This is a genomic window from Gilvimarinus sp. 2_MG-2023, assembly GCF_030547685.1.
In the GTDB taxonomy this organism is placed as follows: domain Bacteria; phylum Pseudomonadota; class Gammaproteobacteria; order Pseudomonadales; family Cellvibrionaceae; genus Gilvimarinus.
This window is the reverse complement of record NZ_JAUOQM010000048.1, coordinates 91373-115558: the sequence shown is the minus strand read 5'-3', so window position 1 is coordinate 115558 and position 24186 is coordinate 91373. Positions and strand designations below refer to the sequence as shown.

The window sequence follows — 24186 nt, the reverse complement described above, 5'->3', positions numbered from 1 at the left end:
AGGGAACCTCGGGTAGGTTACTCGCCCTCCTGAGAAGCGACAATTATTTCAGCCGGCTCAGTTAGCGACTCATTACAGGCGCGAAAAGGCGTGTAGGCCTGCAAATAAAAGCCCTCTCCCGCCGTTAATTTACGCACAGTTGACCCTGCTGATAGTAGTATATTGCCGGAAAATATCCAGCCAGCTTGATCAAAAAAACTTGTTAACGGTGCATCTCCAGTGCCGGAGTCGGGGCGAAAATACAATCGCTTAAAAGTCACGCTTCGCCCCACTAACTTTTCCGCTAGAACTTGCATGTAACCATAGGGCTTATCATGCTTTTGCATATCGTTCTCGCCATAAAATACATCTTCAGTCTGGTTCTCACCACAAGCAAAGAAGTGCGATAACGTCATAGGAATACCGGACAAAACTTTTTCCAGCGACTGTACACTGGGGCTTACCTGCCCCTGCTCAATCATGGAAATACTGCTATTGGTCACACCCGCCCGCTTAGCCAGTTCGCGTTGAGAGAATCCGTTTCCCTCGCGAATTGCTTTTAACTTTAACCCCAGGGCAATACCGGACTGCGTCACTGCCATATCGACCTCTGTTTAAAATGAAGTTCTACGATAGTCACGGTAACTGGGGTGCCAGAAATTCTTCTCAATTTTAGTGACCATCAGCTCTTCTGGTACCGACATAGCAACACCATCGGATACCGCCTGACGAAACACCTCGAGTGCAATGGTTTTACTCACACTGCGAATATCTTCTAAATCTGGCAAAAGCGGACCCTCGCCTGTATTCGCCAGGGGCGATAATTTGGCCAGAGCCCGAGAGGCCGCCAACATCATACTGTCGGTAATTTTGTTTGCTTTGGCACTCAAAACACCTAAGCCGACCCCCGGAAAAATGTAACTGTTGTTGCACTGGGCAATCGGGTGTAAACGACCGCCTATATCAACCGGCGCAAACGGACTGCCGGTTGCCACAATAGCGCGACCACCCGTCCAGCGCAGAATGTCCACCGGCTGACCTTCAACCCGAGATGTTGGATTGGATAAAGGTAAAATTATGGGTCGCTCGCAATGAGCTTGCATACTGTCAACAAGAGCTTTATTGAATAAGCCCGGTTGACCAGACACGCCTACCAAGACTGTGGGCATTGTATTACGCACCACATCCGCCAAGCCAACCACACCCGGCTTATCCAACAACCATTCACTAATTAAAGACTCAGGCTTACAGAACCGCTTCTGAAATGACAAAAGATTTTGTGAACCCGTGGTTAGTAAACCGTCACGATTAACCAGATACACCTGAGAATGTGCCTGCTCTTCACTAACCCCCGACTCAATCATGGCGGCAATAACTTGGTCAGCAATTCCACAACCGGCTGACCCTGCTCCGGCAAAAACAAAGGTTTGTTCAGCCAGCGTTTCTTTTTTAGTTAAACAAGCCGCCAATAAGGTCCCCACCGTTACCGATGCTGTACCCTGAACATCATCATTAAAACAGCAAATATCGTCGCGATATTTTTCCAGCAAAGGTGTTGCATGGTTTTGTGCGAAATCTTCAAACTGTAGCAATGCATTCGGCCAGCGCACCTTAACCGCCTGAATAAACTGGTCGACGAACTGGTAGTACTCGTCATCGCTGATTCGTTCATGCCGCCAGCCCATGTACATTGGATCGTTGATTAACTCGCGATTATTGCAGCCCACATCCAAAACTACAGGCAGTGTATAGGCCGGGCTAATACCACCGCACGCAGTATACAGAGCAAGTTTGCCAATAGGGATGCCCATACCTCCAATCCCTTGATCGCCCAAGCCAAGTATTCGCTCTCCATCAGTGACTACAATGACTTTCACATTGTGTTTGGTGGCATTTTGTAAAATATCATCCAGCCGGTGACGGTCTGGATAGGAGACAAAAAGACCCCGCTTACGACGATAAATTTTTGAGAAAAGCTGACAGGCTTCACCTACAGTAGGAGTGTAAATTAACGGCATAATCTCGCTTAAATGTTCGGTAACTAAGCGAAAATACAGTGTTTCATTGGTATCTTGAATATTGCGTAAATAAATATGCTTATCAATATCTGTTTTGAATGAGCACAATTGCTCATAGGCCCGCGCTTTTTGCTCTTCAATGGTTTCAATACTAAAAGGCAATAGCCCCTCAAGATTAAATGCTTGGCGCTCTTGGCGGCTAAACGCACTGCCTTTATTAAGCAGAGGCGCCTCAAGCAATGCAGGGCCCGCAAAGGGAATATAAATAGGTCTGGAATTCACAAGTTTACCTGTCTTTAAATATGAACGCGCGTAAGTGTTATTCGATTACTTTACGTGCTTGTAATTGGGGCTTGCCGTGCTCATCGATAAACACGAGCTGGTCATTGACAACTTCAACCCGCCATTGACCCTGTAATGCCTGTAATAATCGTTGTTCAATTTGCATGATACCGGGCAGGCACATCTTTCGAGTGGTGGCGAGATTGTCGGCAATCTGCAAAACGTTGCCATCAATGCTATAACGCCCAACAAATTGATTACAGCCACTATTGCCAGCAAGTTTAGACGGCGAATTGAAGGCCAAATGTGCCTGCAAGTCAGGATTTACTGTGTTGCCGCCAACCGACTCCAGCTGCCAAGTGCCTGCAATAAGTACAGCTAAATCCGCTTCAGTATGGCCAGCGTCCGAGGTTGAACCAGAATCCATTAACTGACAGCTTGCCAAAATGAAGCAAGCTAGAAAAACAATACCACGATACATCATTCGCTCCTTTAATCAGCACTTTGCCGAATCAGGCAGATCATTCACTGTTTGTATGATCTTAGCCAGTTTTAGTACTTTGTACACCCCCTAAATACAAAAACGCCGAGCAGTGCTCGGCGCTATTGAGGAAAGTCTTACCGACCGAAACCTGGGGGCAAGCCACCGCCTGGAGCGCCACCACCGGGCATCATACCGCCCAAACCACGCATCATTTTCGACATGCCGCCACCTTTCATTTTTTTCATCATTTTAGCCATTTGCTTATGTTGTTTTAGCAAACGGTTAAGGTCTTGGATTTGTGTTCCAGAACCGGCAGTAATTCGTCGTTTACGCGAACTGTTTAAGGCATCTGGGTGCTTGCGCTCCCACGGAGTCATTGAACCAATGAGAGCCTCCATAACCTTAAATTGACTGCCCATATCGGCTTGCTGAACCATTTGCCCCATATTACCCATACCCGGTAACTTGTCCATCAGGCTGCCCAAGCCACCCATATCTTGCATTTGCTGGAGCTGGTCGCGCAAATCTTCCAAATCAAAGCTTTTGCCTTTAGAGACTTTTTTAACCAGCTTTTCGGCTTTATCTTTGTCTATTTTTCGCTCAGCTTCTTCGATAAGCGACATAATATCGCCCATACCGAGAATTCGCGATGCAATACGATCCGGGTGAAACGGCTCTAAGGCATCGACTTTTTCACCCATGCCAAGAAATTTAATTGGCTTACCCGTTACATGACGTACCGAAAGAGCCGCACCACCGCGAGCATCACCATCCGCTTTGGTTAGTACCACACCAGTTAGAGGCAGCGCTTCATTAAATGCTTTGGCAGTGTTAACAGCATCCTGACCGATCATGGCATCGATCACAAACAGGGTCTCTACCGGGTTTAATTGCTTATGCAGCCCCTGAATCTCCCCCATCAAGGTTTCGTCAATATGTAACCGGCCGGCTGTATCGACAATCAGGACATCGTAAAATTGACGTTTGGCATGATCCAGTGCCGCATCAGCAATCGCCGATGGCTTATCTTGCTCGGTAGAGGGAAAACATTCGACACCGATTTCAAGCGCCAGGGTTTTGAGCTGCTCAATCGCAGCCGGACGATAAACGTCGGCGCTGACCACCAAAACCTTTTTCTTTTCACGCTCAGTAAGAAACTTGGCGAGCTTGGCCACAGAGGTGGTCTTACCGGCACCTTGCAAGCCAGCCATTAATATGACCGCTGGCGGTTGCGCCGCTAAATTCAAGGACTCGTTAGACTCGCCCATCACCGCGACCATCTCGGCTTCAACAATTTTCAGAAATTGCTGGCCTGGGTTAAGCGCTTTACCCACCTGGGTACCCAGTGCCCGGGAGCGCACACGTCCGACAAAATCTTTCACCACTGGCAGGGCGACATCTGCCTCCAGCAGTGCTTTGCGCACCTCGCGCAAAGTCGCTTGAATATTGTCGTCAGTTAGACGAGCTTTACCCGACACCTTTTTAAAGGTGGCAGACAACCGATCTTGGAGATTCTCAAACATAACTAAATGACACCTAATCTTGGGCGTATTGCAAACATTGGGCAAATTATACCGTGTATGACCCCCTCTCGTCTTGCCCTGAGACCCGACTTAAGCAAACTCAACATGCCAGAACAACGCCAACACCGGGGGCTAACCATAATCGGAATAGTTAATAACGTTTCTCATTTAACACTTCTCAAGCTCGCTCGCTTATGACACACTCTACAGATAGAGATTAAGGTAAATAAGGGAATTTCAACCGGATGCCCGTGCTAATCGTACACATAATCGCAGCAGTCTTGTATCTGGCTGCGGGTGCTTTGCTACTCAATAAGTTTAAGACGCTCAGCTCGACGCGCCACCGCTGGCTATTGGCCACCACTGGCGCAGCCGTATTTGCCCACGCCATAGCCAGTCACCAGCTTATCGTGGGGGATCAAGGCCTACATTTGCAACTTTTCCCCACGTTATCGCTGGTATTCCTTGCTGTTAACACCATTGTTTTACTTAGCGCCCTGAAAAAACCGGTGCATAATTTATTTATACTGCTGATACCACTGACTGTTCTGGCCTTGTTTGGCTCACTCTACTTGAGCGGTGCCGGCGAAGTACAACCACTCACGCTGGGGCTCGCCAGTCATATACTCTTGGCCATTACCGCCTATAGCCTGTTAACCATTGCCACCTTGCAAGCCGTTTTTTTGACTTTCCAAATCTACCGCCTCAAGCATAAACGTGCCCTACCTCCTGTTGGGGTACTACCGCCCTTGCAGACGATGGAATCACTGTTGTTCGAAATGCTATGGGCCGGTCAAATACTCCTCACCGCCGCCATCATATCCGGGGCGCTCTTTGTCAGTGATCTGCTAGCACAGCACATGGTTCATAAAACTGTCTTTACAGTGCTTGCCTGGTGTATTTATGGCGTTTTACTTTGGGGCCGCCACTTTTTGGGCTGGCGCGGCTACACCGCTATTCGCTGGACTTTGGTGGGATTTGCCTGCCTAATGCTGGCTTATTTTGGTAGCAAGCTAGTTTTAGAGTTTATTCTAAAGATTGGCTAGGTTTGCAAGCATACTCTATTGCGCAAACGGCCAAACTCCTGCAAGATACTGGGCCGGTTTTTAGAACAGGTATGACACCTCCTTGAACGATATCCCCCTAGAGCTGCTGTATGGCATTCTGGCTATATTGCTGATCACATCGGCGTTCTTTTCGAGCTCCGAAACGGCAATGATGGCCATTAACCGCTATCGTCTAAAACACCTCAGTAAAAAAGGCCACAGCGGCGCCGAACGGGTTGAGCAGCTTTTAAAGCGCCCCGATCGCCTTATTGGCCTTATTTTGATTGGCAACAATCTTGCCAACAACTTTGCCGCCATCGTCACCACCGTTATAGCCATTCGTCTGTTGGGCGATTCTGGCGCCCTTGTGGGTGGTATTGTCCTGACGTTATTTATGTTGGTGTTCGCCGAGGTAACCCCCAAAACCTTAGCGACCCTTTACCCAGAACGTATTTCATTCGGCTCCAGCCTGATCCTAAAACCACTATCTTATTTGCTGATGCCGGCGGTTATGTTAGTTAATGCTATTTCCAACGGCGTGACCAAGCTCTTTGGCATCCATAAGGTACACAGCACGATAGAACACCTCGACCCCGAGGAGCTCAGAACAGTCGTGGATGAAGCCGGTGAGTTAATTCCGGATCAGCATCAGGGCATGCTACTTAATATTCTCGATTTAGAAAAGTCGACCGTCGAGGACATTATGATTCCCCGCAATGAAGTGGCGGGGCTAGACCTGGACGATAGCGTTGAGACCTTGCTGGAAAAAATACGCTCCAGTGAGTACACCCGCCTTCCGGTTTACAGTAATGACTTAAACAACGTCGCCGGCATACTGCACCTGCGCAATGTATCGCGTTTCCTAAATGGCGATGACGCCCAAGTTACACAAGATCAAATATTGTCATTTTCGGATGAGCCATATTTTGTTCCAGAATCCACCCCACTGCACACTCAGCTTCTGAATTTCCAATCACAGAAATGTCGTATAGCTTTAGTGGTTAACGAATACGGTGAGGTCCAAGGTATTGTGACTCTGGAGGATTTACTAGAAGAAATCGTCGGTGATTTCACCACCAATATTGCCGAAGAGAGTGAAGAAGATATTATTGAGCAAGAAGACGGCTCATTTAAAATACACGGTGGTACATTTATTCGTGACATTAACCGCGCACTCGACTGGTCGCTACCCACCGATGGACCCAAAACCCTAAACGGATTGGCCATGGAGTATATGGAACGCATCCCCGACGGCAACGTCAGCTTTAGTATTGACCAGTATATTTTTGAAACCGTTGAGATCACCGACAAAATGATCGGCTGGTTTCGGGTGCAAATGGACGAAACAGTTGTTTAACCCACTCCTGCAACGAGATATAAAATATCATTTAAACACGCACAATCATTGCCATTCATTCTTTTCAGTAGCAATGTCAGTCTAATTATACGGAATTAAGGGTTCTCCATGGTTAGCATTAGCGACGTAATTTGTGGATCACCCATCCCATTACGGCAGCGAGCAATAGCAATACGGCCAACAATACAACTGTAATCAACAAATACGACCCAGCTTCCTGCCAGCTTAAGCCCCAACCATAAATAGCCAGCGCCACAAAGCAGGCTGATGCTAAAAAGCAGGTAGCGGCCAACCGGCGATAGCGACCTAGGTTGCGAATCATTACCTTACCTCATTCGAATTATTCTGCATTATGGTCATGCTCTGCAATCATTGCTTCAGCACCAACCGCATCCTGCGCATTAACAACATGTGTATAGCCCAGCTCATGCAAAACCTCTTTTGCCAACTCCGCTCGGCGCCCACTGCGACAATACAAAATAATTTCGGTGGATTTTTCGGCATTAATATCGATAACACCCTCGGCGATTTCATCGTGCGGTATATTGACAGCTTGCGCAACATGCCCTGCGGCATACTCCTCTGCGCTACGAACATCAATCACCACTCGCCCCTCACCATGCGCGAATGAACTTTGAACCCATAACAATACCGCTAAAGATGCAATTAAGCCCAACCATTTCATCCGTTACACCTCATTATTAATATTGAATTTATTAACTTCGACGCCATAAGGTCCCTTGCGGCGAATCCTCTAACACGATACCCGCGTCGGTTAATAAGCCTCTAATCTCATCAGCCCGGGCATAATCTTTTGTCGCTTTAGCCTTTATTCGCTCCTCAATCAGAGCTTCAACCTCGACCGCCGACATTTCGTCCGCCGCCCCTGCCTGTAAGAATGCTTCTGGAGAGTCTTGCAAAATACCCAACACCTGCCCCATTGATTTAATGGCTGCGACCAATGGTTTGGTCACTGCTTCTTCAGTGGCGCTATTCAGGGCTCGTACTGCGTCAAACATCGCTGCCAGAGCCACACTGGTATTAAAGTCGTCTTCCATTGCCACGACAAATCGTGCGCTATACTCATCTGTCAGGGTATCAAAGGAGGCGGCAGGTACGGCTTCATGACCACGCAGTGCACTGTAGAAACGCTCAAGACCAGAACGCGCTTCAACTAGACTGTCTTCAGAGTAATTAATGGGACTGCGATAATGACTACCCAATAGAACATAACGGATTATTTCTGGGTGGTATTTCTTTAATACCTCACGAATGGTGAAAAAATTGCCCAATGATTTAGACATCTTTTCACCATCCAGGCGAACGGCTCCTGCATGCATCCAGTAGTTGGCATAGGTACAACCATTAGCCGCCTCACTTTGTGCGATTTCATTCTCATGATGCGGAAATGGCAAATCGGGGCCGCCACCATGAATATCGAAATTAGCACCCAGGCAATGTTTACTCATGGCTGAACACTCAATATGCCAACCCGGCCGACCTTTGCCCCATGGGGATTCCCAACCAACGGCATTCGGTTCGGCATGTTTCCACAATGCAAAATCACGCGGGTCTTCTTTAACCTCACCCACTTCTACTCGAGCGCCTGCCAGTAAATCCTCAAGGTTCTTATTGGTTAGTTTGCCATAGTCAGCAAAGCTATTGACGCGGTAGTAAACATCGCCATTGGCAGCGGCATAAGCGTGGCCTTTATCAATGAGTGCTTTCACCATATTAATAATATCATCGATATGCGCTGTCGCACGGGGCTCTTTGTTGGGTGGTAAAATACCCAGAGCCCGCTCATCTTCGTGCATAAAATCGATAAACCGAGCGGTCAGATCAGTGTAGTCTTCACCATTTTCGTCCGCGCGTTGCAAAATTTTGTCATCGATATCGGTAATGTTGCGTACATAATCGACTTCCCAGCCACGAGCTTTGAGAAAACGCGTAATAACATCAAAAGCTACCAGCACCCGTGCATGACCGACATGGCAGAAGTCATACACGGTGACACCACACACATACAAGCTAATCTTTCCAGCCTGATTGGGCGTAAAAATTTCTTTTTGTCGCGTTAGTGTGCTGTAAATTTTGAGAGACATTACGCTTCCTGTAATACAAAAATTAAAAAAATGGTTATTGTTGAGAGATTTTTGCCCAGCTGTCACGCAGGCTTATCGTTCGGTTAAAAACCGGCTTGCCAGCCTGCTGGCTATAGGTCTCATCAAAACAAAAATAACCTTCGCGCTCAAATTGGTAAGGTGCTTCAGATTGCGCATCGGCCAAAGAAGGTTCCGCTTTACAGCCGGTTAATACTTCTAAGCTGTTCGGATTAATACATTCAAGGAAATCACTTCCTCCGGCACCTGGATTTTCATCTTGAAACAATCTGTCGTACAGCCTCACCTCACAATCAATATGATTGCTGTCACTTACCCAATGAATAACACCTTTGGGCTTAACACCGTCGGCTGGATCTTTACCGATGGTATCGTCAATGATTCGCGCTTTCACCTCAACGATATTACCGGCACTGTCTTTAACACACTCATCGGCTTCAATCACATAGGCATTACGCAAACGAACTCGCTTGCCAATTACCAAACGCTTATATTTTTTGTTGGCTTCTTCACGGAAATCTTCGCAATCAATATACAGTGTTTTGCTGAAAGTCAATTCACGCACTGGCAAATCATCACGGTTAGGGTGGCCTGGCGCCGTTAAGGTTTGTGTTTTACCTTCGTCATAATTGGTTAGGGTCACTTTTAACGGGCGCAGCACACACATAGCTCGAGGCGCGTTTTTATCCAAATCATCACGCACACAAAACTCCAACATACCCACATCAACCACGCTATCCGAGCGAGTGACGCCGATGCGCTCACAGAAATTACGCAGTGATGCTGGGGTATAACCGCGGCGGCGCATGCCAGAAATTGTCGGCATTCGCGGGTCATCCCAACCATCTACATGTCCGTCTTCAACCAACTGTAGCAATTTACGCTTACTGGTTATGGTGTAATTCAGATTTAAACGTGCAAACTCATACTGCTTGGGTGCAGCAGGAACAGGTAGATTCTCAATAAACCATTCATATAAAGGTCTATGATCTTCAAACTCTAAAGTACAAATGGAGTGAGTCACCCCCTCAAGAGCATCACTTTGACCGTGGGCAAAGTCATAGGAAGGGTAAATGCACCACTTATCACCTGTATGATGGTGACTGACATGCTTAATACGATAAAGAATGGGGTCGCGCATATTGATATTGGGCGCGGCCATATCAATTTTGGCGCGCAGTGAGCAGCTACCCTCTGGCATCTCGCCCGAACGCATTTTTTCAAAAAGAGCTAAGTTTTCATCCACACTGCGCTCGCGAAAGGGGCTGTTTTTACCCGGCTCTTTCAAGGTACCACGGTGCTCTCGTGCCTGATCTGGAGATAGATCGCACACATAGGCTTTACCCGCTCGAATTAAATCCAACGCCCAAGCGTAAAGCTGATCAAAATAGTTGGAGGTAAAGCAAATATCACCCGCCCATTGAAAACCCAACCAAGAAACATCTTTCTTGATTGCCTCGACATACTCATCACTTTCTTTGGCAGGGTTGGTGTCATCAAAACGCAAGTTGCACTGCCCGCCAAATTCTTTAGCGAGTCCAAAATTAAGGCAGATTGATTTGGCGTGCCCAATATGCAGGTAACCATTTGGCTCTGGTGGAAACCGGGTCACTATAGCGCCCACCTGCCCAGCACTCAGATCAGCCTTAATAATGTTTTGCAAAAAATGCGCGGGTTTTTCGACCGCATTTTTCTCCGCTACGGGGTTGTCGCTCATACTGCTCTCAATCCAGATTCAATGGCGGCGCCATAATGGCACCAGAAAAGCTCACTATTGTATAACCTAGGGAGTTGTTTTCCTACTGCGCCGACTCCGGCACAGGAGGGGTCGATCGATAATCGTCTGCTCGCTGTAGTTGATAGCGCCGAACAGCGTCATTATGTTCTGCCAAGGTCGTTGAAAAGCTGTGCGTACCATCACCACGGGCCACAAAATAAACCTCAGTCCCCTGCTCCGGGTGCAAACTGGCGTATATCGACTCTTGACCTGGCATTGCAATCGGAGTGGGCGGCAAACCATTAATGGTGTAGGTGTTGTAGGGTGTTGGCCGCCTTAAATCAGCTCGCCCTATGCGCCCTTTATACATTGCTCCCATCCCATAAATAACGGTTGGGTCTGTCTGTAAGCGCATTCCCTGCCTCAGCCTGCGCACAAACACACCCGCTATTTTTTGCCTCTCCCAGGACGCTCCGGTTTCGCGCTCGACGATCGAGGCCATAATCAGTGCCTGATACGGACTGTCATAAGGTAAGCTTTGCTCTCGCGCCGACCACAGATCATCTAATGTGGCACGCATTTTTTTATAGGCACGCTGCATAATTTCGACATCGGTAGTGCCCGCAGTGTAGTAATAGGTATCAGGGAAAAACCAACCTTCGGGATGATCGATGGGTAGCTGCAGCAAAGACAGCTGCGTCTCAACGGGCCTTCCAGTCAGCAAGGACGTTAACTTAGGCGCTCGTGATAACGCCTCTACCGCTTGAGCAAAGGTCCAACCTTCAATTAAGGTAATACTGTGCTCAACCACTTCACCGCGATGAAACAATACTAGTAACTGAGCCGGTGTTGTGCCGTGGGCAATTTTATACTCGCCAGCTTTTACTTGCCCCTGACCGGTGGCTCGAGCAAAGTAGTATAAAATACGAGGGTGCTTTAATACTTGTTGCTGGCTTAAATCGGTAACAGCGTGACTTAAGCTGCTGCCTTGTTTTAGCTCGTATACCATTCCAGCAGGCGTCAACGACAGCGGCGCATACAGCCACTGGGTGAAATATTGATAGGCACCAAAGCTAGCAGCGGCTGCCGCCAAAATAGCCAACAAAATAAGTTTACGTATAACACCAAGCGCCACCCGCCCCACTTAGCACCTCCGCATGGGTGACAGTAATTGCTGGCTCGCCAGAAACTGCTCCAGAGCAGCTTGCAAATTTTGTACAACAGGGCCCGAAACATATTGCTGCAAAGAGCCACCCTCTGAATTAAGCACATCCACCACAGGTACAATTCCCACATTACTGTTACATAAGAATATTTCACTGGCACAGATCATTTCTGCCTGCGTGAGCGGGGCCACTCTAGTCGGTATACCTATCTTCGGCGCCACTTCGTTTAATATCACCTGTCGCATAACACCACAGACGCCAGACTCGCTTAAATCTGGTGTTATTAACACATTGCTATGAGCGATAAAAATATTGTGCGCAGTCGCCTCAACAACCTCACCGGCCTGAGTCAACAGCAGGCCTTCATGAATAGTATCGTCAGACCACTCAGAGCGCGCGATAACGTTTTCCAGTCGGCACAAATGTTTCAACCCCGCCGTGGCGGGGTTCTGTGCAATCGGTGTATGGCAGAGTCGAACACGATAGCTTGAGGGCGGCGGGATAGATGCAGGGTAATGAATGATAACGGTGCAAGCGCCGCAGATTCCCGATGCTCGATAGCCTCGCCCGCCGTCTTGGCGTGTAACAATAACCTTTAGAATCCCCGAGCCTGACGTATCGTCTAGGGCACTTTGGACAAGTGACTCTAACGTTGAACCAGACAGCTCAATACCCAGACGGGCTAAGCCATCGATCATACGCGCTCTATGCCAGGGCCAAAGCGCAATACAACCACTCTCAAGGCGGCAGGTTTCAAACAAACCATCGCCGTAAGCTAGACCGCGATTGAGGGGCGATAGGCGCTTATCACGTACCCCATCCACCCAAACTACTGGAGCTTGATTCGCGGTCACTGCAAAAGCCTACCCTGTGGAATTATTGAACCTTGGAGAAGATCAACGACCCGTTGGTTCCGCCAAAGCCAAATGAGTTACTCAGCACCGCTTGGATTTCTCGTTCTTGCGCGGTGTGTGGCACGAGATTGATATCGCAACCTTCATCTGGGTTATCTAGATTGATGGTCGGCGGTGCTACCTGATCCCGAATAGCTAACACACTAAAGATAGCTTCAACGGCACCAGCAGCGCCCAACAAGTGACCGATCATTGATTTGGTTGAACTAACCGCAACCTGATCTATAGCCGACTGCATAACCGTTTTAACCGCCTGACACTCGGCCTTATCACCCGCTGGCGTAGAAGTGCCGTGAGCATTAATATAATTGATGCTCGCAAGTTCAATACCAGCGTCGTTGATGGCGTTTTGCATCGACAGAGCCGCACCCGCACCATCAGCTGGTGGCGATGTCATGTGGTAAGCATCGCCACTCATGCCAAAACCGACCAGTTCGGCGTACATTTTTGCGCCACGAGCCTTAGCGTGTTCGTATTCTTCAAGCACTAGCACACCAGCACCATCGCCCAACACAAAACCATCGCGGTCTTTATCCCAAGGACGGCTGGCCGCCTGGGGATCATCGTTGCGATTAGACAATGCACGAGCCGCCGCAAAACCACCCAAACCGACCGGAGTTGTTGCCATTTCGGCACCGCCTGCCAGCATCACATCGGCATCGCCATACATAATAGAACGTGCCGCCAAACCGATACTATGAGTACCCGTAGTGCAAGCTGTAGTGACTGCTAGATTCGGGCCGCGCAGACCGTAAAGAATAGAGAGGTTGCCGGCAATCATGTTAATAATGGCGCCGGGTACAAAAAATGGCGACATCCGGCGCGGACCTTTATGCTCTACGACCAAGGTGCCATTTTCAATGGTACCTATACCGCCAATGCCAGAGCCAATGGAAACGCCCATGCGAGCACTGTTACTCTCGCTGACCTCCAAGCCGCTGTCACGCATCGCCTGAATACCTGCCACCATCCCATACTGGATAAAAGGATCCATTTTGCGGGCGTCTTTGGTTGGAAAGTAGCCTTCAACAGAGAAGTCTTTCACTGAGGCGGAAAACTGTGTGGCAAATGCCGAAGCATCAAAAGTGGTGATGGGAGCAACGCCACTCTTACCATTTAAAATACCAGACCAAGTATCGTTTACGGTGTTACCCAGTGGGCTCACCATGCCTAGGCCAGTAATGACAACTCTTTTGCGCGACACGAAACACATTCTCCATGCACAGGTAATTAACCCACGCCGTCACTTTATTGTAAAAGTGAACAACGATGAAAAGAAAAAGCCGTACTATTTTGCAATAATACGGCTTTCGTACAAATCTGGAATCAAGAAATTCGCAGATTACGCCAGGTTGGCATTGATATAATCGATGGCCAGCTGAACAGTGGTGATCTTCTCGGCTTCTTCATCCGGAATCTCTGTTTCGAACTCTTCTTCCAAAGCCATTACAAGCTCTACTGTGTCCAGTGAGTCCGCGCCTAAATCTTCAACGAAAGAAGCCTCGGCTTTCACTTCATCTTCTTTAACGCCCAGTTGCTCAGCAACGATTTTTTTTACGCGTTCTTCAATGCTGCTCATGATCTAATTCAACTCCTAATAGGTAGTATCGACGAAACCGTCACATTCAGAACCACTGTGGCGGTTCCATATTATCTACGGCGAAATCGACGCGCATTTTACATCTATTTCGCCTGGTTGTAACGCAAAGGGTAAAAAAACTTTACCCTTTATTATTTATTCCAATAATATCAATGAGTTACAAATCTCACTAACACATATACATGCCGCCATTTACCTGGATTGTCTCACCAGATACATAGCCACCTGCGTCAGATGCTAAAAATCCTACCACAGCGGCGATCTCTTCGGGTTTACCCAAGCGCCCCAATGGAATTCTTGTTAACAGGTCGGCTTTTTGTTCTTCCGGCAACACCTTAGTCATATCAGTATCAATAAAGCCAGGTGCAACCGTATTAACCGTAATACCACGTGAACCTACCTCAGCGGCCAGTGAGCGTGCAAATCCTGCCACAGCAGCCTTGGTGGCAGCGTAGTTCGATTGACCAGCATTGCCCATAGAACCGACTACCGAACCGACATTGACGATGCGGCCCCAGCGATTTTTCATCATACCGCGCAACACGGCCTTACTGAGACGATAAATGGCACTTAAATTTGTATTAATCACATCGAACCATTGCTCATCCGTCATGCGCATCAATAAGTTGTCTTTGGTGATACCAGCATTATTCACCAGTATTACAGGCGCACCATACTGCTCATTCACTGCTGAGAGCAAGTTTTGCACTGAATCGGCATCGGTCACATTAAGCACCATACCACAGCCTTGATGGCCCGCCGCTTTTAGTGTTGCAGAGATGGCCTCAGCCCCTTTTTCAGAAGTGGCTGTACCAATAACAATCGCCCCCTCTTTACCTAAATGATCGGCGATTGCAGCGCCGATACCACGACTAGCACCAGTAACCAAAGCTACTTTATTTTCTAAACTCATAATGTTATCTCTTGTAAAACTTATTCTATTGTCGACAACGCTTCGTCAATATCTTTAGGTGACTCCAAGCCGGCCGCCGCCAAAGAGCGGTTAATACGTTTGGCCAAACCCGACAACACTTTACCCGGCCCACACTCTAGCGCTTGAGTTACACCCGCATCCACCATGACATTGACGCAATCCACCCACAGCACTGGCGCATAGATTTGCTCAATCATAAGCGCTTTTATGCGCGCCGGATCCGACTCGGTTTTCGCGTTGACGTTATGCACAACTGGCACATTGGGGGCACTGAACTCTGTCGCCTCAACCAACTCAGCCAGTCGATCCGCCGCCGGCCGCATTAGACTGGTGTGAAACGGCGCACTCACTGGCAACGGCAGTGCGCGCTTAGCCCCCGCCTCTTTGCACAACTCCATGGCGCGCTGCACGGCATCAGCGGTACCTGCGATAACCACCTGCCCTGGGGAGTTGAAGTTTACCGGACAAACAACATCGCCCTGGGCCGCCTCACTGCACGCCTTAACAATAGCGTCGTCATCCAAACCAATAATGGCAGCCATAGCCCCCCGGCCTGCAGGTACAGCTTCTTGCATAAACTTACCGCGCTGACGGACCAGATTAACCGCGTCAGCAAATGCGACCACACCAGCACAGACCAGTGCAGACCACTCACCGAGGCTGTGGCCTGCCATAAAGGCAGGCTGGGCACCGCCGCGCTCGCACCACACACGCCAACAGGCCACACTGGCTGTTAACAAGAGCGGCTGCGTGCACTCAGTCATATTGATCTCATCTTGCGTGCCGTTTTGCACACGGTCCCACAAGTCATAACCGAGAACCTCGCTGGCTTCGGCGAAAGTTTCTGATACCAATGGGTACTCGGCGGCGAGCTCACTCAACATACCAATTTTTTGTGAGCCCTGACCGGGGAAAACAAAGGCCAGATTTGCAATGGTCATAATTTTCTCTTTTGTTTATCTGCAAAAAAATGTATTAATCAGCCAGGTAAATGATGGTTAATCCTGGCCATGCCCCCTGATTGTTAAAACGACAGCTACTAACAATCTAAGGCGCGGCTAATTTTGTTGGGAATATCTAAGCCTGCTTGCTGTAAAGCTAAATTTAACGCGTTGAGGGTTGCCTGTACTTGCGCTCCGCCATGGCTTTTTATAACGGTTCCCTTAAGACCCGCCAGAATCGCGCCATTATACGCATCTGGATTCAGTTCGCGACGCCAATGCCGCAAAATGGGCCAAAGCATCAACCCGGCCAGCTTACCGGGCCACCGGCTAAAGCTTTTTTCGATGCGTCGGGTTATTAAGCGAGCCACCCCCTCACTGGCTTTCAGTGCGACATTGCCACTAAAGCCATCACAGACAATGACATCCACCTTGCCGGTAAAGATATCATTCGCCTCTACAAAGCCAACATAATTCAGCTCACTCAGCGCAGACAACTGCTGGGCTGCCTGTCGAATCGCAGCGGTACCCTTGCCGGGCTCTGTTCCGATATTTAACAGTGCTATGGTCGGTGTAACGCTACCCGGACCAATACTTTGACCGCGCGCCAACACATTGCCCATACGTGCAAATTGAATCAACTGATCAGCATCACACTGCACGTTACCACCCAGATCGAGCATAAGAGTTGACCCTTGCTCGACAGGCATCGCCTTACAAAAGGCCGGCCACTCAATATCGGCCAAGGTGCCCAACTGGCGACGGGCAAGTAACATCAGCGCACCGCTATTGCCCGCACTGACACAGGCCTCAGCCCGACCACTGGCCACAGCCTCTAATGCCTCAGCCATGGAAGAGCCCTGAGCCGTACGCAGTGCAGTTTTGGGGGCGGCATCCATCGCCACAACCCCTTTGCAGTCATGCAATGAGATATTAGAAGGTAGCTGGGCAGGCAGAAATTCGTTGAGAGCGCTGACATTGCCATATAACTGCAAGTGCGCACTGGGGGCAGACTCGGCGAAAGCGAGTGCAGCAGGAATAGTAATACGGGGACCGAAGTCCCCGCTCATCGCATCAAATGCCAATCTTATTGATTCAGCCAAGGTTGAATCGACTCATCGGCTAGACAAGCTTACTCGTCTGATGCAGTTTCGATAACCTTGCGACCACGGTAGAAACCGTCAGCCGTTACGTGGTGACGCAGGTGCTTCTCACCACTGGTTGGATCAACAGACAAGGTTTGTCCGGTCAACGCATCGTGAGAACGACGCATTCCACGCTTGGAACGGGTCTTTTTACTTTTTTGTACAGCCATGATTAACTCCTATATAACAAAAAACTGAAGCTGGGGCGCCTCGGGTAGTTAAACTACTTTTTCGGCGTTCCTTTAAGTTGCTCCAGAACTTGAAACGGGTTTTGCCTGGGCCCTTTAGCCCCGACCTCTTCGGCAGACTCACTAGAAAAGCGTTCCCGGGGGACACACTGTTCTGCGTGATAGGCTACCTGCGGCAAATCCAACAGCACTTCTTCTTCGACAATATCGTAAAAGTCGGCCTGGCCTTCGCCTACTATCCAAGGGTCAATCGAACGCGGTAACGCTTTCGCCTGATCCTCGCTCCACACAATACCTACATAGATTGTGCTGCTTATCTCGTGCTCCACAGGCTCCAAACAGCGCTGGCAAATTAAATTGACACAGCCCTCAATTCGCCCATCGAGAACCCGCTTACCTTCGTCACTAATACCGAAAGACAAGCGAGCATGGATTTTACCCTCGCCATCAACCACCGCAGCTCTTAAACGCGGCAGTGAGTCAAGCGCCAAATAACCGGTCAGCTCTACACCCTGCTGGGCGTACTTGCGAGGATCTCCCCGCCGCGGCAATGACTTACTCGTAGTTGCTTGAGACATAAGCGCGCAATAATAGGGATACAACCCCAGTCTGTCAAAGGGAAATCGCCCTAAATTCTTAAATTTAACCCGGTTTTTGCCACATTCCAGTGCCTTTGCTCAGTGACAAAGGCAAAACACAGAAAAAAAGCATGATTTGTTACAATAACCGGCCCTGCTTACAGAGACTACTAAACCAATGCGCTCCATTATACTCGCCTCCAGCTCTCCCTACCGCGCCCAACTCTTAAAGCGCCTGGGCTTGCCCTTTCAAGCCCTGTCGCCCGAAGTTGACGAAACAGCCCGAAGCACAGAGACACCTGCGGCACTGGCCCAGCGCCTCGCCTGTGACAAAGCCTGTGCACTGGCGGGCACCCACCCTGACAGCTTAATTATAGGCTCCGACCAAGTGGCCTGCCTAAACGGCCAAGCAATGGGCAAGCCGGGCACCCATACAAACGCACTACTGCAGCTCAAAGCAGCACAAGGAGAATGGGTTGATTTTCATACAGGCGTATGTGTCTACGACAGCAAAACCGGACAGGAGTACAGCAAGCTTGCCACCTACCGCGTCAAATTTAAATCATTAACCGAAAAGCAGCTCGACACCTACCTAACATTAGAGAAGCCGTACGATTGTGCCGGAAGCTTTAAAAGTGAAGGACTCGGAATAACCCTGTTTGAACAAATGGAAGGTGCAGACCCAACAGGTTTAATCGGACTGCCACTGATCACTCTAACATCTCTATTAACTCTGGCCGGTATCGACCCACTGAGCCCCAAGCCATCAAAATAGCCGGCAACCGAGCTTACATGTAACAATTATTTTTCAAGAGGGTTGGCCAAGCGCTTCCAGCTGAGCAGCTGAGAAAAACAATCCATACACAGGGCCGGCTCATAAGGGATCAAACGATCGCGAATATGAGCCCCATAAGATACAGCAATTCGATCCATACCAGCCCGTCGCCCCATCTCCATATCGTACTCGGTATCGCCAATCATAACCGATACCTCTGGCCCCATGGCAACTTCAGCCATTAATTGATCCAACATCAATGGATCCGGTTTCGAGGCAGTCTCATCCGCGCAGCGACTGGCATGAAAAAAGGTTTCCAACTCCAGAGCTTTAAGCACCCTATCCAGGCCGCGCCGGCTCTTGCCCGTTGCCACGGCCAATATATGCCCCTGTTGACGCAATTGATGCAAGGTATCGAGCACTTTAGGATAGAGCTGAGCCGGGTCGGCCTGATCGATCAACGTGTAATGCTCACGGTACGCATCGCGCAGCGCGGCGGAGCTTGCAGTATTAATACCGGGGTAAATACGCTCAATTGCCTCGGGCAGCCCCAAACCGATGATATTGCGCACAACCTCGGCCTCTGGGCGCTGCCAGCCGATATCCTCGGCAGCGCGCTGCATTGCTAACACAATAGTGGCAGTGGAATCGCTGAGCGTTCCATCCCAGTCAAATATAAAGAACAACGATTAACGCTCCTGCAGCTTTTGAATAAACAAGGCCAGATCATCCGCCAGCGGCGCCTCTACGGTGACCCGACCGAGCTCATGAGGCAGATGGAACGTTAATGAACTGGCGTGCAGAAATAAACGCTTGGCGCCGAGCTTACGCATTTGCAGGTTCACCTCATCGCGTCCGTACTTCTCATCCCCCAGCAATGGGCACTGTTTATATTGGGCGTGCACACGAATTTGATGGGTACGCCCCGTCACCGGGCGCGCCTCCAGCAAGGTAAAATCCTCGTAGCGTTCAAGCACCTTAAACCGGGTCAAGCTGTGCTTGCCATCGGGATGCACCTTAACAATACGCTCTTTACCGCCAGCCAAGTCAAGCTTTAACAAAGGGGCCCTTACCTCGGCTGCACCTTTAGGCCAGCGCCCTACAGCCAGCGCCTGATACACTTTAGTGATCGAGTCTGAGCCAGCTGTTTTTTCTCGCAGACACTGCTGCAAATGACGCAAATAACTACGTTTTTTGGCGACCATGATGCATCCCGACGTGTCGCGATCCAAACGGTGCACTAATTCTAGGTAGCGCGCCTCAGGGCGCAACTGACGCAACGCCTCAATTAACCCCAAGTTCACACCACTGCCGCCATGCACAGCTATACCCGGGGGCTTATTAATCACCAACATACCGTCGTCTTCGTACAGTACGGCTTCGCTGAGCTTACGCCCCAACCCCTGAGTTAATTTACCCGGCGGGGTGCGTGCGGCCACCTTAATGGGCGGCAAGCGAACCATATCCCCAGCTTTAATACGGTAGTCGGCTTTAATCCTGCCTTTATTGACCCGCACTTCCCCCTTGCGCAGCAATTTATAGACATGGGTACGCGGCACACCTTTAAGGCGCGCCACAAGAAAATTATCAATTCGCTGTCCAGCAAGATCGGCATCAACCTCTAACAGTTGCACACGAGCAAAACGGTCATCGAGCGAGGGGGCGGGTTTTGAATGGCTTGTCATAAGCGTTAGTTTACCAGCAAACCCGCCCCAGCCGGAACGCATAAGCAAATAAAGATTTGCTGCAACTTGTTATAGCTGATATATTCGAGCCAGCTGGGACAGGCAGGTTTCCGGACATTGCATTTTTAGGCGTGTCGCGAGGGAATACCGCTGCCAGCTAACTGGCACCGACTAAGATGAGTATTAAGGGGCCACAAGAAAGCAATTGAGCAGGTGCGACGCGCGCGCAGAGCCATCAAACAGGCTTAGCCGCAGCGCGAACACCCAAACCATTGCGCAGCTGGCGCAATGCGATTGATCCGCTAAACGTGTTTTGTGAATTACCAAGCCGGACGCTTGCAGAAATGTACATCGGAGAGAACGCCTCTCCTGAGCACACAGTTAACGGCCCTACTGGCCTACTGCACCGAAAAGGCAAACGTGACGTACCGGGAGCGCCCGGACATTAGGTTAACCGACAGAATATTGACATTTCAGCCCGAAGAGCCCATCGCCTCTGGCTGACGACGAAGTTCAATAAGAATTCAATCGATTAGCCGCCGAGCCTTGACTGGCTTGGCGCGACAACACAAGACACTCTAGCGTTGATGAGTCGCTGGGCTGCTGCGCCCAACAAAGTAAGACTAGGAAACGCATGAAAAGAATGCTGATTAACGCAACTCAACCCGAAGAGTTGCGCGTTGCACTGGTTGACGGCCAGTGGCTGTACGACCTCGATATCGAAAACCGCAATCGCGAACAAAAAAAGGCCAATATCTATAAAGGCCGCATCACACGAGTCGAACCCAGCCTAGAGGCTGCCTTCGTCGACTACGGCGCTGAACGCCACGGCTTTCTGCCCCTGAAAGAAATTTCCCGCGAATACTTTGCCAAATCTGGCGATTCAGACGGTCGCGTCAAAATCAAAGAGGTGGTTAAAGAAGGCACTGAGGTTATTGTTCAAGTTGATAAAGAAGAGCGTGGTAACAAAGGCGCTGCCCTGACAACTTTTATCAGCCTAGCCGGACGCTACCTGGTATTAATGCCTAACAACCCACGCGCAGGTGGTATTTCGCGCCGCATTGAAGGTGAAGATCGCGCCGAACTGCGCGATGCCCTCAGCCATATCGAAATCCCCAACGGCATGGGCATTATTATTCGCACAGCCGGTGTTGGCCGAAGCGCCGAAGAGCTCCAGTGGGACTTAAACTACCTACTGCAACTGTGGGAATCCATCGACAAAGGCGGCAAAAATTCAAGCGCCCCCACTTTCTTATTTCAAGAAAGTAACGTCATCATTCGCGCCATTCGAGACTACCTGCGTCAAGACGTAGGCGAAGTCATTGTCGACAATAAAGAATCGTTTGAACTAGCCTCCGGATTTATTCGCCAGGTGATGCCTAACTTTGGCAGCCGGGTAAAACTTTATGAAGATGATATCCCGCTATTCAATCGCTACCAGATAGAAAGTCAGATAGAAACCGCCTTTCAGCGCGAAGTGAAATTACCGTCCGGTGGCTCGATTGTTATCGATGTAACCGAAGCTTTGGTATCAATTGACATCAACTCTTCACGCGCCACCAAAGGCGGAGACATCGAAGAGACAGCCGTTCAAACCAACTTAGAAGCGGCCGATGAAATTGCCCGCCAATTGCGCCTGCGCGACATGGGCGGCTTGGTAGTAATCGATTTCATCGATATGCAATCCACCCGCAATCAGCGCGAAGTAGAAACTCGCATTCGCGACGCCCTATCCATGGATCGCGCTCGTGTTCAAATTGGTCGCATCTCTCGTTTTGGCCTGCTGGAAATGTCACGCCAACGATTGCGCCCATCACTGGGCGAAGTGCACTCCAAACCCTGCCCACGCTGTAACGGTCAAGGCACTATTCGCGGCACGCGCTCACTGGCACTGTCTATTTTGCGACTGGTCGAAGAAGAAGCGCAAAAAGAACGCAGTGCAGAAATTCGGGCAATTACGCCCATGTCTGTGGCGACTTATTTGCTCAATGAAAAACGTAAAACGATTTTCAGTATCGAGCAGCGCAATAATACGCGAGTCGTTATCGTACCCAACGGTGAAATGACCACTCCGCATTTTGAAGTACAGCGCCTGCGCGATGATGACGACGGCACCTTGGAAACCAGCTATAAAATTGTTGCCAGCGACGAACATCACGAGCACGACTCTACCTCTGAAGAGCCGCCTGTGGCACTGCCGAAACCTTTAGTGCAGCCTACAGCACCCGTTGAACAAGCACCGGCTCCAGTCGCCAAAGCCCAACCTGGCCTTATTGCACGCTTAATTTCATGGCTGCAAGAGGTATTTGCCGACGAAGAGAAGGAGAAAAAGGAACAACCCAAGGGCAAAGGGCACAATCGTAAAAACAACAATCAACGCTCGCGTCGTGGCGGCAAACAACAAAACCGCAACCGTCGTGGCAGCGGTAAAAACGATGAGCGCGATTCGCAAGCTAACGCCAAAACCAAAGACACAACCAAAGGCAAAGCGAATAAGCCAGAAAAAGACAACGACGACAACCAAGGCAAGCAAGAGCGCAGCGACAACCGCTCTAACCGTGGACGCCGTGGTCGCGGCCGCAATCGCAACCGCGATCGCGATGATAACCGCACCCAGCAAAACGATGCCGAGCCGACAAAACAAAACCAAAGCGATGAACCACAGGCCGCAGCTGTGGCCGACAAAGATGAACAGCGCCCAGCGAAACGCCCCTCGGGCCGTCGTCGCAATCAGCGCCGTCGTCGTCGCGATGGCGAAACCGGCGACACGCAAAAACAAAATGCGAATACAGAAAACAATGCGCCTAACGAAAAATCAGCCAATGAAAAACAAGGCGGCAACCGCAAAGACAGCCCCGCAAATGACAAAACCGACAACAGAGCGGATAACAAAGGTAAAGTGCAAACTCACGTTACAAACACTAACGATGAGCAAAAACCGGCCCAGCGTAATCCAACAGAAGCTAAACGCGAGGAAAATCAAAACCCCGCTCCAGAAGCTGCCTCTGTCAGTAAGCAAGAAGCTCCTGCACACAAAGAGTCAAACGCCTCTAGTGAGCAAATTAGCGCTACACCGGCTGACACTAAGCCAAATGCTGAGCAAACCAACAATGCACAGACTGAGCAGAAACCTACAGCCAGTGCAGAGGTAGAGTCTAAGCAAAACAACGCCCAGGCTACTGAACCTGCTCAAGCTGAAGTTGAGCAGGCTTCACCGGCTGATGAACAAGCACCATCGACCGATCAACAAGTCTCAGCCCCTGCAGCCGAAGCTGAATCAACCACCTCAGACACACAAGCGGAAAGCGCCTCGCCTACAACTGAGACGGAAAAGTCGGCTGATAAGACGGATACATCTGGTGCAGAAAAAAACCAAACCGTGCAAATTGCCAATAAAAATGGCGGGCAAGAAACTGCCCGTGTTTTTAGCAGAGCGAGCAATGATCCACGCACAAGCCCAAAACCCGTGCAGCAGATTCGCATCCAGACGGAGAAACGCACCACGCCTCTGCCCCGGGCATTGGACACCAGCAAACCGTCGAGGGTTATTCACAATCCGCGTAACCTGACACGCCCCGCTAATGACCCACGCGTGGCCCAAAAACAAGGCGACTCAAGCCAATAGAGTACAGCACCTGGCCGACTTCTCGGCCAGGTGCTCAGTCCTTGTACAAATAACCGAATAATTATGCAAGTGTAAGAAAAAAAAGGTTTTTTTAGGATTTATTACT

Annotated in this window: 23 protein-coding genes; 4 read left to right on the top strand and 19 right to left on the bottom strand. The window is 49.7% G+C overall.

Annotated elements, in window-relative coordinates; all coding sequences use genetic code 11:
• Window positions 1–17: 17 nt before the first annotated feature.
• The 4 genes from Q4526_RS16500 to ffh form a co-directional block, all read right to left on the bottom strand.
• The gene (locus Q4526_RS16500; RefSeq protein WP_336623027.1) at window positions 18–560 is read right to left on the bottom strand and encodes a helix-turn-helix domain-containing protein; all 543 of its coding nucleotides are present in this window, start codon (window positions 558–560) and stop codon (window positions 18–20) included.
• A gap of 33 nt (window positions 561–593) precedes the next feature.
• The gene (locus tag Q4526_RS12305) at window positions 594–2279 is read right to left on the bottom strand and encodes an NAD-dependent malic enzyme (protein ID WP_215977384.1); all 1686 of its coding nucleotides are present in this window, start codon (window positions 2277–2279) and stop codon (window positions 594–596) included.
• Between the two features lie 37 nt (window positions 2280–2316).
• Window positions 2317–2760: an META domain-containing protein gene (locus tag Q4526_RS12300; protein WP_303609647.1), complete on the bottom strand. Its 444-nt coding sequence runs from the start codon at window positions 2758–2760 to the stop codon at window positions 2317–2319.
• Between the two features lie 137 nt (window positions 2761–2897).
• Window positions 2898–4286, bottom strand: coding sequence for a signal recognition particle protein (gene ffh / locus Q4526_RS12295; protein WP_215977382.1), 1389 nt, complete (start codon window positions 4284–4286; stop codon window positions 2898–2900).
• A 245-nt stretch (window positions 4287–4531) separates the two neighbouring features.
• Here ffh and ccsA point away from each other — a divergent pair, with 245 nt between their 5' ends.
• Window positions 4532–5332 (top strand): inner membrane protein YpjD, encoded by an 801-nt coding sequence (gene ccsA / locus Q4526_RS12290; protein WP_215977381.1) that lies wholly within the window; start codon window positions 4532–4534, stop codon window positions 5330–5332.
• An 82-nt stretch (window positions 5333–5414) separates the two neighbouring features.
• Window positions 5415–6689: an HlyC/CorC family transporter gene (locus Q4526_RS12285; protein WP_215977380.1), complete on the top strand. Its 1275-nt coding sequence runs from the start codon at window positions 5415–5417 to the stop codon at window positions 6687–6689.
• A gap of 118 nt (window positions 6690–6807) precedes the next feature.
• On the opposite strand, the gene Q4526_RS12280 is transcribed toward Q4526_RS12285, so the two are convergent.
• The 13 genes from Q4526_RS12280 to Q4526_RS12220 all read right to left on the bottom strand — a co-directional run bounded on the left by Q4526_RS12280 (window position 6808) and on the right by Q4526_RS12220 (window position 17995).
• Window positions 6808–7011 (bottom strand): hypothetical protein, encoded by a 204-nt coding sequence (locus Q4526_RS12280; RefSeq protein ID WP_215977379.1) that lies wholly within the window; start codon window positions 7009–7011, stop codon window positions 6808–6810.
• 18 nt (window positions 7012–7029) lie between these two features.
• Window positions 7030–7374: a rhodanese-like domain-containing protein gene (locus tag Q4526_RS12275; RefSeq protein ID WP_215977378.1), complete on the bottom strand. Its 345-nt coding sequence runs from the start codon at window positions 7372–7374 to the stop codon at window positions 7030–7032.
• 31 nt (window positions 7375–7405) lie between these two features.
• Window positions 7406–8794: a cysteine--tRNA ligase gene (gene cysS, locus Q4526_RS12270; protein ID WP_215977377.1), complete on the bottom strand. Its 1389-nt coding sequence runs from the start codon at window positions 8792–8794 to the stop codon at window positions 7406–7408.
• 34 nt (window positions 8795–8828) lie between these two features.
• On the bottom strand, window positions 8829–10529 hold the full coding sequence (locus Q4526_RS12265) for a glutamine--tRNA ligase/YqeY domain fusion protein (RefSeq protein ID WP_215977376.1): 1701 nt from the start codon (window positions 10527–10529) through the stop codon (window positions 8829–8831).
• Between the two features lie 82 nt (window positions 10530–10611).
• Window positions 10612–11664: an endolytic transglycosylase MltG gene (mltG, locus tag Q4526_RS12260; RefSeq protein WP_303609646.1), complete on the bottom strand. Its 1053-nt coding sequence runs from the start codon at window positions 11662–11664 to the stop codon at window positions 10612–10614.
• 9 nt (window positions 11665–11673) lie between these two features.
• Entirely contained in the window at window positions 11674–12549 is an 876-nt protein-coding gene (gene pabC, locus Q4526_RS12255) for an aminodeoxychorismate lyase (protein WP_215977374.1), read from the bottom strand.
• A gap of 22 nt (window positions 12550–12571) precedes the next feature.
• Entirely contained in the window at window positions 12572–13813 is a 1242-nt protein-coding gene (fabF, locus tag Q4526_RS12250; RefSeq protein ID WP_215977373.1) for a beta-ketoacyl-ACP synthase II, read from the bottom strand.
• A gap of 138 nt (window positions 13814–13951) precedes the next feature.
• Entirely contained in the window at window positions 13952–14188 is a 237-nt protein-coding gene (acpP, locus tag Q4526_RS12245) for an acyl carrier protein (protein ID WP_020209685.1), read from the bottom strand.
• A gap of 190 nt (window positions 14189–14378) precedes the next feature.
• Window positions 14379–15122 (bottom strand): 3-oxoacyl-ACP reductase FabG, encoded by a 744-nt coding sequence (gene fabG, locus Q4526_RS12240; RefSeq protein ID WP_215977372.1) that lies wholly within the window; start codon window positions 15120–15122, stop codon window positions 14379–14381.
• Between the two features lie 20 nt (window positions 15123–15142).
• The gene (gene fabD / locus Q4526_RS12235; protein WP_215977371.1) at window positions 15143–16084 is read right to left on the bottom strand and encodes an ACP S-malonyltransferase; all 942 of its coding nucleotides are present in this window, start codon (window positions 16082–16084) and stop codon (window positions 15143–15145) included.
• A 98-nt stretch (window positions 16085–16182) separates the two neighbouring features.
• Window positions 16183–17187: a phosphate acyltransferase PlsX gene (gene plsX / locus Q4526_RS12230; RefSeq protein WP_303609645.1), complete on the bottom strand. Its 1005-nt coding sequence runs from the start codon at window positions 17185–17187 to the stop codon at window positions 16183–16185.
• Between the two features lie 29 nt (window positions 17188–17216).
• Complete coding sequence (rpmF, locus tag Q4526_RS12225; protein ID WP_215977370.1) at window positions 17217–17399, bottom strand: 50S ribosomal protein L32; 183 nt, start codon at window positions 17397–17399, stop codon at window positions 17217–17219.
• Between the two features lie 53 nt (window positions 17400–17452).
• A complete protein-coding gene (locus Q4526_RS12220) occupies window positions 17453–17995 on the bottom strand; it encodes a DUF177 domain-containing protein (protein ID WP_215977369.1) in 543 nt (180 codons plus the stop codon).
• A 178-nt stretch (window positions 17996–18173) separates the two neighbouring features.
• Between Q4526_RS12220 and Q4526_RS12215 the strand changes: the two genes are divergently transcribed.
• Window positions 18174–18770, top strand: coding sequence for a nucleoside triphosphate pyrophosphatase (locus Q4526_RS12215; protein WP_215977368.1), 597 nt, complete (start codon window positions 18174–18176; stop codon window positions 18768–18770).
• 26 nt (window positions 18771–18796) lie between these two features.
• Here the strand turns inward: Q4526_RS12215 and Q4526_RS12210 are convergent, their stop codons facing one another.
• Window positions 18797–19456 (bottom strand): HAD-IA family hydrolase, encoded by a 660-nt coding sequence (locus tag Q4526_RS12210; RefSeq protein WP_215977367.1) that lies wholly within the window; start codon window positions 19454–19456, stop codon window positions 18797–18799.
• Window positions 19457–19459: 3 nt separating this feature from the next.
• Window positions 19460–20455 (bottom strand): 23S rRNA pseudouridine(955/2504/2580) synthase RluC, encoded by a 996-nt coding sequence (gene rluC, locus Q4526_RS12205; RefSeq protein WP_215977366.1) that lies wholly within the window; start codon window positions 20453–20455, stop codon window positions 19460–19462.
• 634 nt (window positions 20456–21089) lie between these two features.
• Between rluC and rne the strand changes: the two genes are divergently transcribed.
• Entirely contained in the window at window positions 21090–24080 is a 2991-nt protein-coding gene (gene rne, locus Q4526_RS12200) for a ribonuclease E (RefSeq protein WP_215977365.1), read from the top strand.
• The last annotated feature ends 106 nt before the right edge of the window (window positions 24081–24186 follow it).